General features: G+C 68.9%; 14 protein-coding genes and 1 tRNA gene. 13 read left to right on the top strand and 2 right to left on the bottom strand.

All coding sequences use genetic code 11. The annotated features are described in order from the left end of the window. Nucleotides 1–71 precede the first annotated feature (71 nt). The 3 genes from argC (at nucleotide 72) to ACFOWB_RS15030 (ending at nucleotide 1819) form a co-directional block, all read left to right on the top strand. Nucleotides 72–1124 carry an N-acetyl-gamma-glutamyl-phosphate reductase gene (argC, locus tag ACFOWB_RS15020; RefSeq protein WP_261403011.1) on the top strand — a complete coding sequence of 351 codons (1053 nt, stop codon included), beginning with the start codon at nucleotides 72–74 and terminating at the stop codon, nucleotides 1122–1124. A gap of 61 nt (nucleotides 1125–1185) precedes the next feature. Continuing rightward, complete coding sequence (locus ACFOWB_RS15025; protein ID WP_261403012.1) at nucleotides 1186–1377, top strand: type II toxin-antitoxin system HicA family toxin; 192 nt, start codon at nucleotides 1186–1188, stop codon at nucleotides 1375–1377. A gap of 16 nt (nucleotides 1378–1393) precedes the next feature. Continuing rightward, nucleotides 1394–1819, top strand: a complete 426-nt coding sequence (locus tag ACFOWB_RS15030; RefSeq protein ID WP_261403013.1) for a type II toxin-antitoxin system HicB family antitoxin — start codon at nucleotides 1394–1396, stop codon at nucleotides 1817–1819. A gap of 22 nt (nucleotides 1820–1841) precedes the next feature. Here the strand turns inward: ACFOWB_RS15030 and phaC are convergent, their stop codons facing one another. Next, entirely contained in the window at nucleotides 1842–3581 is a 1740-nt protein-coding gene (phaC, locus tag ACFOWB_RS15035) for a class I poly(R)-hydroxyalkanoic acid synthase (protein ID WP_378148813.1), read from the bottom strand. Between the two features lie 716 nt (nucleotides 3582–4297). Between phaC and ACFOWB_RS15040 the strand changes: the two genes are divergently transcribed. Further along, entirely contained in the window at nucleotides 4298–4534 is a 237-nt protein-coding gene (locus tag ACFOWB_RS15040) for a hypothetical protein (RefSeq protein WP_261403014.1), read from the top strand. Between the two features lie 18 nt (nucleotides 4535–4552). Here ACFOWB_RS15040 and ACFOWB_RS15045 read toward each other — a convergent pair whose 3' ends face one another. Further along, nucleotides 4553–5773, bottom strand: a complete 1221-nt coding sequence (locus tag ACFOWB_RS15045; protein ID WP_261403015.1) for a calcium-binding protein — start codon at nucleotides 5771–5773, stop codon at nucleotides 4553–4555. Nucleotides 5774–6032: 259 nt separating this feature from the next. On the opposite strand from ACFOWB_RS15045, the gene ACFOWB_RS15050 reads away from it, so the two are divergent. From ACFOWB_RS15050 to frc, 9 genes are all read left to right on the top strand, one after another. Continuing rightward, the gene (locus ACFOWB_RS15050; RefSeq protein ID WP_261403016.1) at nucleotides 6033–7250 is read left to right on the top strand and encodes an LL-diaminopimelate aminotransferase; all 1218 of its coding nucleotides are present in this window, start codon (nucleotides 6033–6035) and stop codon (nucleotides 7248–7250) included. Between the two features lie 88 nt (nucleotides 7251–7338). Beyond that, a complete protein-coding gene (locus ACFOWB_RS15055; RefSeq protein WP_378148057.1) occupies nucleotides 7339–8649 on the top strand; it encodes a homoserine dehydrogenase in 1311 nt (436 codons plus the stop codon). A gap of 110 nt (nucleotides 8650–8759) precedes the next feature. After that, the gene (gene glpX, locus ACFOWB_RS15060; RefSeq protein ID WP_261405836.1) at nucleotides 8760–9764 is read left to right on the top strand and encodes a class II fructose-bisphosphatase; all 1005 of its coding nucleotides are present in this window, start codon (nucleotides 8760–8762) and stop codon (nucleotides 9762–9764) included. Nucleotides 9765–9962: 198 nt separating this feature from the next. Then, a complete protein-coding gene (gene recJ / locus ACFOWB_RS15065) occupies nucleotides 9963–11792 on the top strand; it encodes a single-stranded-DNA-specific exonuclease RecJ (RefSeq protein ID WP_378148814.1) in 1830 nt (609 codons plus the stop codon). 152 nt (nucleotides 11793–11944) lie between these two features. Further along, nucleotides 11945–12721 (top strand): exopolysaccharide biosynthesis protein, encoded by a 777-nt coding sequence (locus ACFOWB_RS15070; protein ID WP_378148059.1) that lies wholly within the window; start codon nucleotides 11945–11947, stop codon nucleotides 12719–12721. A gap of 62 nt (nucleotides 12722–12783) precedes the next feature. Further along, nucleotides 12784–12858: transfer RNA gene (locus tag ACFOWB_RS15075), tRNA-Glu, on the top strand. A gap of 125 nt (nucleotides 12859–12983) precedes the next feature. Beyond that, nucleotides 12984–13253, top strand: a complete 270-nt coding sequence (locus ACFOWB_RS15080; protein ID WP_261403018.1) for a hypothetical protein — start codon at nucleotides 12984–12986, stop codon at nucleotides 13251–13253. Between the two features lie 318 nt (nucleotides 13254–13571). Continuing rightward, the gene (locus ACFOWB_RS15085) at nucleotides 13572–14033 is read left to right on the top strand and encodes a PAS domain-containing protein (protein ID WP_261403019.1); all 462 of its coding nucleotides are present in this window, start codon (nucleotides 13572–13574) and stop codon (nucleotides 14031–14033) included. A gap of 85 nt (nucleotides 14034–14118) precedes the next feature. Further along, nucleotides 14119–15369, top strand: coding sequence for a formyl-CoA transferase (gene frc, locus ACFOWB_RS15090; protein WP_261403020.1), 1251 nt, complete (start codon nucleotides 14119–14121; stop codon nucleotides 15367–15369). Nucleotides 15370–15464 lie beyond the last annotated feature (95 nt).

Below are 15464 nucleotides of genomic sequence, written 5' to 3' on the forward strand. Positions count from 1 at the left end.
CGCCCACCATTGAGAACGATCCCGGCTCTCCGCTTCGCAGCGGCCGGGATGACGGCGAAGCAGGAACGATCATGACCGACCTTCTGAACGTCGCGATCCTCGGCGCCTCGGGCTACACCGGCTCGGAGCTCGTGCGTCTGCTCGCGCGCCATCCGAAGGTCGCGCTCAAGGCGCTCACCGCCGACCGCAAGGCCGGCCAGGCGATGGCGGACGTCTTCCCGCAATTCGCCGCGCTCGATCTGCCGCGGCTCACAACCATCGCCGAGGTCGATCTCGCAGCGATCGATCTCGTCTTCTGCGCGCTGCCGCACGGCACCACCCAACAGGTGATCGCGGATCTCTTCGCCAAGAAGCCCTCGATCAAGGTGGTGGACCTTTCGGCCGATTTCCGCCTCGCCGATCCTGAGGCCTACGCGACCTGGTACGGCCACCCGCATCAGGCGCTGGAGCTCCAGAAAGACGCGGTGTTCGGCGTCAGCGAGCTCTATCGCGACCAGATCAAGGGCGCGAAGCTGGTGGCCAATCCCGGCTGCCACTCCACGACCTCGATCCTGCCGCTGGTCCCGCTGCTGCGCGAGCGGCTGATCGAGCCGGACCTGATTTCGATCGTCTCGGCGACGGGCATGTCGGGGGCGGGCAGGGCGGCCAAGGAGGAGATGCTGTTCTCGGAAGTCTCCGAGGGCGTGCACGCCTATGGCGTCGGCAAGCACCGGCACACCGCCGAGCTCGACCAGGAATTCGACAAGGCCGCGGGCCGCACCGCGCGCGCGACCTTCACGCCGCTGCTGATCCCGATGAACCGCGGCATCTACGCCACCATCACCGCGACGCTCGCGGCCGGCGCGACGGCGGAAGCGCTGCATGCGGCGCTCGAGGCCGCCTATTACGGCGAGCCGTTCGTGAAGGTGCTGCCCTTCGGCAAGGCGCCGCAGTCGCGGCATGTGCGCGGGTCGAACAACGTCCAGCTCGGCGTGGTGGCGGATCGCGGCCCGGACCGCGCCATCGTGGTCTCGACGCTCGACAACCTCGTCAAGGGCGCGTCGGGTCAGGCGGTTCAGAACATGAACCTCGTGGCGGGGTTCGAGGCGACCGAAGGCCTCGGGCAGCTCGCGATCTTCCCGTGAGCCGCTTGGCGTCGCGGTTCTGAGTGTGTATATTGTTACACACGAATGATCGGGCGGCGATGTGGAGCGAAACAGTCGAAAGCTCATTGCGCTGCTGAAAGCGGACGGCTGGACGCCTGTTTCGCAGGACGGCAGCCATCAGACGTTCAAGCATACGTCCAACCCGCTGCTGATCACGGTGCCGCATCCGCGCAAGGACCTGCCCGTCGGCCTCGTCCGCCGGATCTATCGGGACGCCGGATGGCGGACATGAGCGCCGCGGAGGATGCATGAACGCTAAGCGATACTTCGTCGGCGTCATCGAGAAGGACGAGGACAGCGCCTTTGGGGTGTGGTTCCCGGACGCGCCCGGAGCCTATGGGGCGGCCGACGAGTTCGAGGACGTCATCAGCGCGGCCGGACGGGCGCTTCGCCATCACGTCGAGGCGCTTCAGACGGCCGGGATGCCGACGCCGGAACCGCGCGCCTATGACGAGGTGATCAACTCGGCGGACGTGCGAGCCGCGATCGCGGCCGGAGCCGCGGCGATCGTCGTGCCGCTTCTCGCCGATGGGGGCCGGACGGTGCGGGTGAACGTCTCGATCGAACGTGACCTTGTCGAGCAGATCGACGCCGCGGCCGAGGCGCGCGGCCTCACGCGCTCCGCATTTCTGGCGCAGGCCGCCCGCGACAAGATCCTGGCGGGCGTGGTCTGACGGCGGACGGACACGCCGCCGGTCAGCTCTTCACCTTCACATAGCTCCCCGGCGCGTCTTCCAGCGCGGGGTAGGGGCCGTCGCCCGGCGTGCGCGCGGGAACCATCGTCGCGTCCATCGCGGCGAGCCAGGCGCGCCAGTCGGGCCACCACGAGCCCGGCCGCTCCTCGGCGCCGTCGAGCCAGTGCGACAGCTCGCCCTTCACGTCGCCGCCGACCCAGTGCTGGTACTTCATCTTGGCCGGCGGATTGACCACGCCCGCGATGTGGCCCGAGCCCGCGAGCACGAAGCGGGTCGGCCCGCCGAACAGCTGCGCGCCCAAAAACACCGACTTCGCCGGCGCGATGTGATCCTCGCGCGTCGCGAGGTGATAGACCGGGATCTTGACCTTGCTGAGATCGAGCAGCTCGCCGCCGACCTTCATGCGGCGATGGGCGAGATCGTTGTTGAGGTAGCAGCCGCGCAGGTAGAACGAGTGGTTGGCGGCCGGCATCCGGGTCGCGTCCGAGTTCCAGTAGAGCAGGTCGAACGGGAACGGCGCGCGCCCGCGCAGGTAGTTGTTCACGACATAGGGCCAGACCATGTCGTTCGAGCGGATCATGTTGAAGGCGTTGGCCATGCTCGAGCCTTCGAGATAGCCTGACTCGGCCATCTTGGCCTCGACGGCCGAGATCTGGTCCTCATCGACGAACACCTTCAGGTCGCCCGCATGGGTGAAGTCGACCTGCGTGGTCATGAGCGTGGCCGACGCGATGCGGTCGTCCCCGGCCGCCGCCATATAGGCGAGCGTCACCGAAAGGAGCGTGCCGCCGACGCAATAGCCGATGGTGTCGGCCTGTTCGGTTCCGCAGATCTCGCGCGCGACGTCGACCGCGGTCATGACGCCGTCGCGCATGTAGTCGTCGAAGCCGAGCCTTGCGTGGCTAGAGTCGGGATTGACCCACGAGATGCAGAACACCGTGAGGCCTTGCGACACCGCCCAGGCGATCATGCTCTTCTCGGGGGTCAGATCGAGCACATAGAACTTGTTGATCCAGGGCGGCACGATCACGAGCGGGCGCGTGCGGGCCATCTCGGTGGTCGGGGCGTATTGGATCAGCTCGAACAGGTGGTTGCGGAACACGACCTTGCCGGGCGTCACCGCGAGGTTGCGGCCGACTTCGAAGTTGGAGGGGTCGGTCTGGCGGATTCGAAGGTCGCCCGCGCCGGCGTCGATGTCCTCGGCGAGCATCCGCATGCCGCGCACGAGATTCTCGCCCTTCGATGTGATGGTCTCGCGGATGAGCTCCGGATTGGTGGGCAGGAAGTTCGACGGCGAAGCCGCGCCCGAGAGCAGCTTCACGTAGAACGTCGCCTTGTGGCGCGTGATTGGGTCGAGGTCGTCGGCTTCCTCGACCATGCGGTCGGCCCAGTTCGAGGCGTGCAGATAGGCCTGCTTCAGGAAGTCGAAGACCGGATGCTCGCTCCACTGCGGGTCCTTGAAGCGGTTGTCCTTGGGATCGGGCCGGACGACCGGCTCGGCCTCCTCGCCCGAAAGACGCTTGAGCGTTCCCGCCCACAGCTCCATGAAGCCGCTCGTGAACGCCCGCTGCGCTTCGGCGACGCGGGTCGGATCCTTCATCCACCGCTCGACCACCTGTCCGAGCGTGCGGGCGATGTCGACGACCTCGGCGTTGTTCGGCGTCGGGGGACGTCGCCCGCTTTCGCGCGGGCGCATATAGGCGGACATCGCCTTGCCGCCTTCCTCCCAGAGCCGCGCCATGTTGGCCGCAAAGGCCTCGACCTCGGGCGTGAGGAAGGGGTTTGCGGGCGCGCCGTCGCCGGCGTCCTGGCCCGCGCCAGAAGGGCGCGCGGACGCGGCCGAAGGTTTTTCCGGCTGCGGGGCGGCGGCCGGCGCGGGGCGCGTCGATTCGGCTTTCGCTTCCGCAGGTTTGCCGGCGCCACGCTTCGGCGAGGGCTTGGCCGCCCCGGAGGGCTTTTCGGCCTTGGCGGCCGGCTTCGCCTTCGGCGCGGCGGAACGGGTCTTGGCGGGAGCTGCAGGCTTCGCAGCCGCTGCGGTCTTGGGCTCGGAGGCGGAAGCCTTGGGCTTGGCCGCCTGGGGCTCGGGCTTCGTCGCCGCCGCTTTGGGCTTTGCGGAGCGCTTGCGGGCGGCCGGCTTGTCCGGCGCGGCGGGAGCCGGCTTGGCGGCGGCGCGGGCGCGCGTCTTGGTCGAAGGCTTGGCCGTCTCCGGCTTCGGCGCTTCGCCTTCGACAGGTTCCGGGCGCCGTTTCAGCGCGCTTCGGCCCATAGGACGCGGTCCTCCCCAACAGGAATCCCGCGGTTGCGACAGACGGAGATCGTGATCGGCCGGTCCGCGGGTTGCTTCGTGACGTCGCTCCGTGACAATAGGCGCAAGCGGCGCGTCGCGCCACGGTCGAGGCGGTTCGTCCGTCTCGGCAAAAAGAACGTCCCGCCCGTCCGCCCTGCCGAGAGCGCCCGATGATCGAGTTCCGGAAAGCCGTCCTCGCCGCGGCGGTCCTCGCCGCCGCAGCGTCGCTCGGCGCCTGCAGCGCTTACGGACCGAAGGGCGACCGCGGCCTGCCGCCGCCGCCCGAGCATGTCGCCTATCCAGATCTCAACAGCACGCCGGGCGACGGCGGGCGGACGCTGAAGTCGCCCGAGGAGCAGCGGCGGCTGCGGGCCGAGCTCGAGGCGCGCAAGGCCCAGCGGCGCTGATTTCGCGGGCGGCCTCGCTCAGACGAGCGAGAGGTCGTCCTTGGAGAAATCGTCGACGTCGACGCCGTTCAGCACGATCTCGGTCTTGCCGAAGGTGATGACGGTGAAACCGTCTTCGCCCGAGATCTTGAGGTCGCCGGACGCGATCACGGCGTCGATCGAGGTCGCGCCAGGGTTCTTCACGTCGATCGCGACGTGGTCGACGCCGAGCTCGAAATCCGACACCTGAACCTGCGCGCCGCCGCGCGACACGAGGAGGACGTCGGACCCCGAGCCGGTCGTGACGTAGTCGCGGCCGTTCGTGAAGATGAAGACGTCGTTTCCGGCGCCGCCGTCGAGTCCGTTCTGGCCGGAACCGCCTTCGAGCGTGTCGTTCCCCTTGCCGCCGATCAGGACGTCGTCGCCCTTGCCGCCCTTGAGCGCGTCGTTCCCGGAGCCGCCGTCGAGCGTGTCCGAGCCGGTCCCGCCGAGGAGCACGTCGTTCCCGCTTTCGCCCGCGAGATAGTCGTCGCCTTCGCCGCCGCTGACGAGATCGGCGTGCTTGCCGCCGAACATCACGTCGTCGCCCGACCCGCCGAACAGCTCGTCGCGGCCGCCGCCGCCAAAGAGCGAGTCGTCGCCGGCCCCGCCCGAAAGCATGTTGTCGCCGGTGCTGCCGACGATGAGGTCGCTGAACGAGGAGCCGACCACGTCCTCGATCGAGACCAGCGTGTCGACGTCTTCGCCGAAGGTGGCCAGTCCGGTCGAGAGGTTGACGTCGCCGCCCTGGGTCTGGTCCGAGAAGTTCGCAAGGTCGCGGCCTTCGCCGCCGTCGATAAGGTCGGAGCCCGCGCCGCCGAAGAGCGTGTCGTCGCCGGCGCCGCCGCGCAGCGTGTCGTCGCCCGCGCCGGTGCGCAGGTCGTCGTCGCCCTTGCCGCCCTCGAAGAGGTCGTCGCCGGCCGAGATCAGGTCGTAGAAGGCCTCCGTTCCGCCCTTCAGGAGAAGCGCGGCGGGAACGTCGAGGCCCTTGATCGTGAAGAGCGCCTTCCCGTCGGCGTCATAGATCGTGTAGGCGCTGATCGAACCGGAGACCTCGCCCGTCTTCGGGTCGATTTCGCCGCCTACCGTCTTGATCTTGATCGCCTCGTCGCCGTAGGCGGCTTTCCACGACAGTCCCTTGCCGGTTTCCGAAACGGAGCCCTTCGGCGCGCCAAAATCGAGATAAGCGCTGAAGCCACCCTTCAGAACGACATGGGCCATCACGGGATCCTTCCGTTTCTACGGTTCTGACGCGTCATCTCTTCGTCTAATTTTCAGCCCTTTCGATTTGACGAACGGCTGCAAAGCTTGGCGTTGTTTTTTGGCATCAGCGTAAACGCTTCGCTATGGCGATCGGCGACGCGTTTCGCCGTCCGCCTCATGTTTGCCCGCAACTTCGCGGTAAGCTAAAGCCCTCAAGATTCGGGCGCGGCCGGACGTTCTCCCCGAGAGCCGCCGCCTTGAACCATCGAACAGCGCCATGACCGAATTTCACTCAGTCCGCCGGCTTCCGCCTTACGTCTTCGAGCAGGTCAACCGCGTGAAGGCCGCCGCCCGCAAGGCCGGCGCCGACATCATCGATCTCGGCATGGGCAATCCGGACCTTCCGACCCCGGACCACATCAACGCCAAGCTGGTCGAGGCGGTGACCAAGCCGCGCACGAACCGCTATTCGGCCTCCAAGGGCATTCCGGGCCTTCGCCGCGCGCAGGCCGCCTATTACGAGCGCCGCTTCGGCGTGAAGCTCAATCCGGACACGCAGGTGGTCGCGACGCTCGGCTCGAAGGAAGGCTTCGCCAATATGGCGCAGGCCATCACGGCGCCGGGCGACGTCGTGCTCGCGCCGAACCCGAGCTACCCGATCCACGCCTTCGGCTTCCTGATGGCGGGCGGCGTCATCCGGAACGTGCCGGCGACGCCGGGGCCGGAATACTTCTATGCGCTCGAGCGCGCGGTGATCCACTCGATCCCGAAGCCGATCGCGATCATCACCTGCTATCCGTCGAACCCGACGGCCGAGGTCGCCGACCTCGACTTCTACAAGGACGTCATCCGCTTCGCGAAGCAGCACGATCTCTTCGTGCTGTCGGATCTCGCCTATTCCGAGATCTATTTCGACGACGTGCCGCCGCCCTCGATCCTGCAGGTGCCGGGCGCGATCGACGTCGCGGTGGAGTTCACCTCGCTCTCGAAGACCTATTCGATGCCGGGCTGGCGCGTGGGCTTCGCGGTCGGCAACGAGAGGCTCATCGCGGCGCTCGCGCGGGTGAAGTCCTATCTCGACTACGGCGCCTACACCCCGATCCAGGTTGCGGCGTCCGCCGCGCTCAACGGGCCGGACGACTGCATCGCGGAGATGCGCGACATCTACAAGAAGCGGCGCGACGTGATGGTCGATTCGTTCGGCCGCGCGGGATTCCCGGTGCCGAGCCCCAGGGCCTCGATGTTCGCCTGGGCCCCGATCCCGGAGAAGTTCCGCCCGCTCGGGAGCCTCGAATTCTCGAAGCTCCTCGTCGAGAAGGCCTCGGTCGCGGTCGCCCCCGGCATCGGTTTCGGCGAGCACGGCGACGAATATGTGCGCATCGCTCTGGTCGAGAACGAACACCGCATCAGGCAGGCCGCCCGTTCGATCCGGCGCTTCCTTGAAACCGCGGACGAGACGTTGCACAACGTCGTCCCGCTCGCCGCCGCCCGGTAATCCCAAGCTTTCCGGGGGCGGTTTCGACCTCTCCCGGACGCGACGCCGTGCCGGGCGAGGCTTTTCTCGCTTTGGACGGAATAAGCTGATGACCGAACCCCTCAAGGTCGGCGTGGCCGGTCTCGGCACGGTCGGATCGTCGGTGGTCCGCATTCTGAACGAGAAGGCGGAGCTGATCGCCGCCCGCGCCGGGCGGCCCGTCGTCGTGACCGCCGTTTCGGCGCGCGACAAGGGCCGCGACCGTGGGCTCAAGCTCGACGGCGTCGCCTGGCACATGGATCCGAGCCAGCTCGCGCGTTCTCGCGACGTCGATCTCGTCGTCGAGGTGATCGGCGGCGCGAACGGGGCGGCCAAGTCCTGCGTCGAGACCGCGATCGAGGCCGGCCGCCCGGTGGTGACCGCCAACAAGGCGCTGCTCGCCAAGCATGGCGTCGAGCTCGCCCGCGCGGCCGAGGAGGCGGGCGTCGCCATCGGCTTCGAGGCGGCGGTCGCCGGCGGCGTGCCGGTGGTCAAGGTTTTGCGCGAAGGCCTCTCGGCCAACGGCGTCAGTCGCGTCTTCGGCATCCTCAACGGGACGTGCAACTACATCCTGACCCGGATGGAGAAGGACCGCCTGAGCTTCGCCGAGTGCCTCGCCGAGGCCCAGCGGCTCGGCTACGCCGAGGCGGACCCGACCTTCGACGTCGGCGGCCACGACGCCGCGCACAAGCTCGCGATCCTGTCCTCGCTCGCCTTCGGAGTGGAGACCGACGCAGACGGGGTCTATGTCGAGGGCATCACCTCGATCACGCCGCTCGATCTCGAAATGGCCGAGGAGCTCGGCTATCGCGTCAAGCTGCTCGGCATCGCGACCCGGGGGCCGGAGGGCGTCGAGCAGCGCGTCCACCCCTCGATGCTTCCGCGCGACAGCGCGATCGCGCGCGTCGACGGCGTGACCAACGCGGTCGAGATTGACGGCGACGCGGTCGGCGCGCTGGTGCTTGCGGGCCCCGGCGCCGGCGGCGACGCGACCGCCTCGGCGATCATCGCCGACATCGTCGACATCGCCCGCGGGATCCGCACGCCGGTCTTCGGAATTCCGGCCGTCCAACTCACGAGCCCGACCCGCGCGCCGATGGGCACGCATGAGGGCGGCTACTACATCCGCCTGTCGGTTCTGGACCGTCCCGGCGCCGCGGCCGCGATCGCGACCCGGATGGCCGAGCAGGGCATCTCGCTGCGCTCCATCGTCCAGCGCGGCCGCGAGCCGGACTTTGATCGGCCGAGCGCCGATCCCGTCGCCGTCGTCCTAATTACTTACGCCACCAACGAGGCCGCGCTGCGCCGGGCGCTGGACGCCATCGAGGCGGACGGTCATATCGATGGTGTCCCTCAGGTGATAAGAATCGAGAAGCGCTGAGGGGCGCGGGCCTCGCCGACAGAGCGGAGGCGTCATGCGCGGATAAAAAACCGCGCGGGAGGAACGGGCCGATGGCCAAGAACGCTTCGGTCAAGCGCCCGGCTGCCCCGATGAAGGGCGCCGAACCCCCCTCCGTGTCGACGGGCGAGATCGTCGACAGGTCGCTCGCGATCGAGATCGTGCGGGTGACGGAGCGCGCCGCTGTAGCCGCCGCCCGGTTCCGCGGGCGGGGCGACGAGCGGGCCGCCGACCAGGCCGCCGTCGACGCCATGCGGCGCGAACTCAACCGGCTCGCCATCCACGGCGAGGTCGTGGTCGGCGAGGGCGAGCGCGATCATGCGCCGATGCTGTTCGTCGGCGAGGAGCTCGGCGACCTCACCGGGCCGCGCGTCGACATCGCGCTCGATCCCCTCGAGGGCGTGACGCTCTGCGCCAAGAACCAGTCGAACGCCATCGCGGTCGTCGCGATCGCCGAGCCCGGCACGCTGCTCAAGGCGCCCGACGTCTACATGAGCAAGATCGCGATCGGGCCGGGCTATGCGCCCGACACGGTCCATCTCGACGCCGAACCCGCGCTCAATCTGCGTCGCCTCGCCAAGGCCAAGGGCGTCTCGGTCTCCGAGATCACCGCCTGCATCCTCGACCGCCCGCGCCACGCGCGGCTGATCGAGGCGGTGCGGGAGACCGGCTGCGCGATCCGCCTCATCAGCGACGGCGACATCTCCGGCGTCATCGACGTCGCGCGCCCCGACGAGACCGGCGTCGACATCTATCTCGGCTCCGGCGGCGCCCCCGAGGGCGTGCTCGCGGCGGCCGCGCTGAAGTGCATCGGCGGCTTCATGCAGGGCCGGCTCATCCTCGACCAGCCGGACGCGCGCCGCCGCGCGCAGGACCTCGGGATCAAAGACTTCGACCGTCTTTACGGCGTCGACGACATGGCCCGCGGCGACGTCTTCTTCGCCGCGACCGGCGTCACCGACGGCGGCTTGCTCGCGGGCGTGCGCTTCGGCGCGGGCGCGATCTTCACCGACACGATCGTGACGCGCTCGTCCTCGGGAACGATCCGTCGGATCCAGGGCGAGCATCGCTCGACCGACAAATTCCATCTCGGCTGAGCCGCGCCAGAACCGCCGCCGCCATCCACCCGGCTTGTCCGGGGCGTAGCCAGCGCTTTCTGAGAGCCGCTTCTGCGAAACCGGCCGTCTACATCCACAGCTTCCCTCGGCTCCTCGATTCTCTTCGCGCCGATGCGCAGCTATGATTCGCGTCATGAAGACTCGCGCGTGCCACTGCCGGTCCGGGGCCTCGCGGCCATGACCGCGGCCGCCGTGCTGCTGTCGCAGGCTCCGCGCAGCGACGCTTTTCTCGGCGTCGAGCGATCCTTCGGCGACCGGATCTGGCGCGACCGGCTCGACGCGCGCGGACGCGCCTCGGCCGCCGAGATCACTCGGGACCACGGCCTGTCGGATCTGCTCGCCCGCGTGCTTGCCGGACGGGGCGTCTCGAGCGCGGGAACCGAGGCCTACCTCGCTCCGGCGATCCGTGACCTCATGCCTGACCCCGATAAGCTGACCGACATGGGCGCGGCGGCCGCGCGGCTCGCCGACGCCGCCGAGCGCGGCGAGCGCGTCGCGGTGTTCGGGGACTACGACGTCGACGGGGCGACGTCCTCGGCGCTCATCGCCGGCTTCCTCGGGCAGGCGGGGCTCGCCGTCGAGATCTATATCCCCGACCGGATCTTCGAAGGCTACGGGCCGAACGCCGCCGCGATCGACCGGCTGGCCGAGAACGGCGCGAGCCTGCTCGTCACCGTCGACTGCGGCTCGACGAGCCACGAGGCGCTCGGCCACGCCCGCGCCCGCGGGCTCGACGTCGTCGTGCTCGACCATCACCAGATGGGCGCGGAGGCGCCGCCGGCCGTCGCCCTCGTCAATCCGAACCGGCAGGACGATCTCTCGGGCCTCGGCCATCTCGCGGCCTGCGGGGTGGTCTTCATGACCATCGTCGCGACCGCCCGCGAGCTTCGCCGCCGCGGCTTCTGGTCTAAACGCGGAGGCGAGCCGGACCTGCTCGCGAGCCTCGACCTCGTGGCGCTCGGCACCGTGGCCGACGTCGTGCCGCTCACGGGGCTGAACCGCGCCTTCGTGGCCAAGGGCCTGATCGCGATGCGCGCGCGCGCCCGCCTCGGGCTTGCGGCGCTGATGGACGCGAGCCGCCTCGACGGGCCGCCGAGCCCCTACCATCTCGGCTATCTCATCGGGCCGCGGATCAACGCCGGCGGCCGGGTCGGCGACGCCGGGCTCGGGGCTCGACTGCTGCTCTGCACGGACGACGAGGAGGCGCGGCGCGTGGCGGCCGAGCTCGATCGCCTCAACGGCGAGCGGCAGGCGATCGAGCGCGAGACGCTGGCCGAGGCCGAGGCCGAGGCCAACGCGGCGCTCGGCCTCGACGGCGAGGGGGCCTCGGTCGCGGTCGTTTCGGGGCAGGGCTGGCATCCGGGCGTCGTCGGCCTCGTGGCGGCGCGGCTGAAGGAGAAGTTCCGGCGCCCGGCCTTCGCGGTGGCGGTGGGACCCGACGGCGTGGGCACCGGCTCGGGGCGTTCCGTGCCGGGCGTCGATCTCGGCGCGGCGGTGCGCGCGGCGGTGGAGGAGGGCCTGCTCGTCAAGGGCGGCGGCCATGCGATGGCGGCGGGCGTCACCATCCGCGCCGACCGGCTCGGAGCCTTCCGGGCGTTCCTCGAGGGGAGGCTCGCGACCGCCGTGTCGGCGTCGCGCGGCGACCGTTCTCTCAAGATCGACGCGGCGCTGACCGCCGCGGCCGCGACGCCCGCACTTGTCCGCGAACTCGACCGGGCGGGGCCCTTCGGCGCGGGGGCGCCCGAGCCCGTGCTGGCGCTTGCGGCCCACACCGTCGCGTCGGCCGACGTCGTGGGGCAGGGGCATGTCCGGCTGCGGCTTCGAAGCGGCGACGGCTCCGCAGTCGGGGCGATCGCGTTCCGGGCGGCCGAGACCGATCTCGGACGCGCGCTGCTCGCCCGCCGCGGCGCCCTCGTGCATGCGGCCGGCGCGCTCACGATCGACCGTTGGGGCGGCTCCGAAAAGGCCTCGCTGCGCCTCATCGACGCCGCGTCCGCCGAAGCCTGAGGCGCGTCGCGCCGCCCCGCCGCGCTTGTCTGACGCCCGCGATGCGCCACGTGGTCTTGCAGCGCCATGCGTTGTTCATGATTTTGGTGTTGTTCGAAGGCGGCCCGCCGAGGCCGTGATCGGGCCTCAGACCCCGGAGCCTCAGGACCGCCTTGACCGATCTCGCCAGCCGCCCCCACGCCGCGACAGACGAGCCGACCTCCTCGCCGGAAGGCGGGCCGACCCTCTCGAGCCAGGGCGAGCCCGACCGGCCGACGCATGGCGACCCGTACGACGGCGACCCGCACGACCCGCAGGCGCAGCCCGGTCCGCCGCACAGGCGCGGATTTTCCGCGGTGCTCGCCGATCTCGCCGCCGGCGACAGCCCGCGCGTCAGCGTCGGCCAGATCCTCCACGCCTTCGGCGATCGGGCCTTCGGCGCGCTTCTCCTCGTCTTCGCGCTGCCCAACGCCCTGCCGATGCCGCCCGGAACCTCCGCGATTCTCGGCAGCCCGCTGCTCTTCATCGCGTTCCAGCTGATGATCGGCCGCCCGGTGCTCTGGCTGCCGAAGCTCATCACCGAACGGTCCCTGAAGCGCGAGGACTTCCGGACGCTCGCGGCCAAGATCGATCCGTGGGTGAAGAAGTGCGAGCGCCTGCTCAAGCCGCGCGTCCCGCTGCTCACCACGCCGTTCGCCGACCGGCTGACGGGGGCGGCCTGCTTCATCCTGTCCATCATCCTCACGCTGCCGATTCCCCTCGGCAACATGCCGCCCGCGGTCGCGATCACGGCCTTCGCGCTCGGCATGATCGAAAGCGACGGAGCCGCGATCGGCGTCGGCTGGGCGGCCACGATCGGAAGTTTTGTGATCCTCGGCCTGTTCGCAGGCGTGGTCACCGCGGGATTGCAGTATTTCGGCGGACCGCTGCTGCGTCTTTTCGGCTTCTGATCCACAGGCCTCGCCTCGCGGCTTGCGGCCCCCGCCGAACCTCCGTATGAAGCGCGGCGCACGCGCTCTTCGTCTATCGGTTAGGACGTCAGCCTTTCACGCTGAAAAGACGGGTTCGACTCCCGTAGAGCGCGCCACCGGCCTTCAGCCTCCCGTTTGTCTTAACCGTCGTGCGCGGCCCATGATTGACGGCTGCGCGCGCAGGCGTAGTTGAGGGTGTCGAGCTGCCGGTTCTCGACCGGCCGACGCCGGACCGCGCCGCATGAAGACATCGGCCCAGATCGCGATCGGCATCGCCTGCGCCTTCGGCGCCTTGCTGGCGTTCGGGATCCTCGACATCAAGCCGTCGGGTCCGACGCTCGAGCAGGCCGCCGAAGCCGAACGCGCCGAGCAGCGCGCCCAGAACGCCGAGATCTGCCGGCTCGCGCGTGATCGCCTCAGCCGTCTCAAGGCGGAGGACGATGGCGCGAAGCAAGAGCGCGAAGATGACGAACACGTCGTCCGCGTGAAGTGCGCGCCGCTTGGGCTTTGACTCGCCCGAGCGACGTTCGCCCGGCCGTAGACGAATGCGGGCAGGCCTGCCCGTCATAAGCTCGCCGGAAGCGTCGTCAGATGAGCAAGGCGGCTGCGGATCATGACCGTCCGGCGCTTGATCGACCGGCGTTCGGGTCGATCTTAGGCCTGTTCACATCGCGACTCCCCATCGCAGCCTTGGGCTGCGCCGCGCTTGACAGTGCCTCGGTCGGTGGCATACCAAATACCAATCTTAGCGCCGTTCTAGGGACGGTGGTCGAGATCAGCGGCGCGCCGCCCTTCGCGAAGCGTCCTCGGGTCAGCGGATCGGTGTCCGATGTCGGAAGCGATAAGCATTGACGACCTTGTGGCGAACGCCGGCGACGCGGTGATCGTGTCGGACGCCGACGGCGTCATCGTCGTCTGGAACGACGCGGCGAGCCGCGTCTTCGGTTTCAGCGCCGACGAGGCGATGGGCGAGACGCTCGACATCATCACGCCCGAGCGTCACCGCAAACGCCATTGGGACGGTTACGCGAAGTCGATGGAGACCGGGGAGACCCGGTATGGCGACGGCGAATTGCTGAAGGTGCCGGCGCTGCACAAGGACGGCCGCAAGCTGTCGATCGCATTTACCGTCGGAATGCTGTTCGGGTCCGACGGAAAGCCTTCAGGGGTCGCCGCGATCGTTCGGGACGAGACCGACCGGTGGGCCAAGGAAACAGACATGCGCAAGCGGATCTCGGAGCTCGAGGCCCGCGTCACAGACCTCCAGGGGCCGGTTCAGACCGGAGCCTGAACCTGAAAGCGTCCGAAAGGGCGCTCGATACGCAACGAAGACGAGACCCGCCGACGAAACGATCGCGGGCAATGGAGAGGACCCAATGAGCCAGCCGCTTGAAGGCATCAAGATCATCGATTTCACGCACGTTCAGGCGGGACCCGCTTGCACGCAGCTCCTCGCCTGGTTCGGCGCCGACGTCATCAAGGTCGAGCGCCCTGGCGCCGGCGACGTCACCCGCACCCAGCTGCGTCACGTCGAGGACGCCGACGCGCTCTACTTCACGATGCTGAACTCCAACAAGCGCTCGCTCACCCTCGACACCAAGACTCCCGAGGGCAAGGAAGTCCTGACGAAGCTCATCAAGGAGAGCGACGTCATGGTCGAGAACTTCGGCCCCGGCGCGCTCGACCGCATGGGCTTTTCCTGGAAGCACATCCAGGAGCTCAACCCGGGCATGATCCTCGCCTCGGTGAAGGGCTTCTCGGACGGCCATCACTACGAAGACCTGAAGGTCTACGAGAACGTCGCGCAGTGCGCCGGCGGCGCAGCCTCCACCACCGGCTTCTGGGACGGGCCCCCCACCGTGTCGGCGGCCGCTCTCGGCGACTCGAACACCGGCATGCATCTCGCGATCGGCATCCTCACGGCGCTGCATCACAAGAACAAGACCGGCCAGGGCCAGAAGGTCGCCGTGTCGATGCAGGATTCGGTGCTCAACCTCTGCCGCGTGAAGCTGCGCGACCAGCAGCGCCTCGACGCGCTCGGCTATCTCGAGGAATACCCGCAGTATCCGCACGGCGAGTTCACGGACGTGGTTCCGCGCGGCGGCAACGCCGGCGGCGGCGGTCAGCCGGGCTGGGTTCTGAAGTGCAAGGGCTGGGAGACCGATCCCAACGCCTACATCTACTTCACCATTCAGGGCCACGCCTGGGCCCCGATCTGCAAGGCGCTCGGCCGCGAGGAGTGGATCGACGATCCGGCTTACAACACCGCCCGCGCCCGCCAGGACAAGATCATGGACATCTTCGCCACGATCGAGGAGTGGCTGAAGGACAAGACCAAGTTCGAGGCGGTCGACATCCTGCGCAAGTTCGACATCCCGTGCTCGCCGGTGCTGTCGATGAAGGAGATCGCCGAGGACAAGTCGCTGCGTGAGAGCGGCACCGTCGTCGAGGTCGACCATCCGAAGCTCGGCAAGTATCTGACGGTCGGCAGCCCGATCAAGTTCTCGAACATGAAGGTCGAGGTGAAGGCTTCGCCGCTGCTCGGCGAGCACACCGACGAGGTTCTCAAGGGCCTCGGCTACACCGACCAGCAGATCGAGATGCTGCACCAGAACCGCGCGGTCTGATCCGCCGGATCCGACCCGCTAAGGTTCCGTCCTTGCGGCGGCGCGCATCCCTCGCGCGCCGCCGCCTCTTTCGTTCGATGGCGTCGGCCGCGCCG

The organism is Chenggangzhangella methanolivorans (assembly GCF_042648545.1).
In the GTDB taxonomy this organism is placed as follows: Bacteria; Pseudomonadota; Alphaproteobacteria; order Rhizobiales; family Methylopilaceae; genus Methylopila; species Methylopila methanolivorans.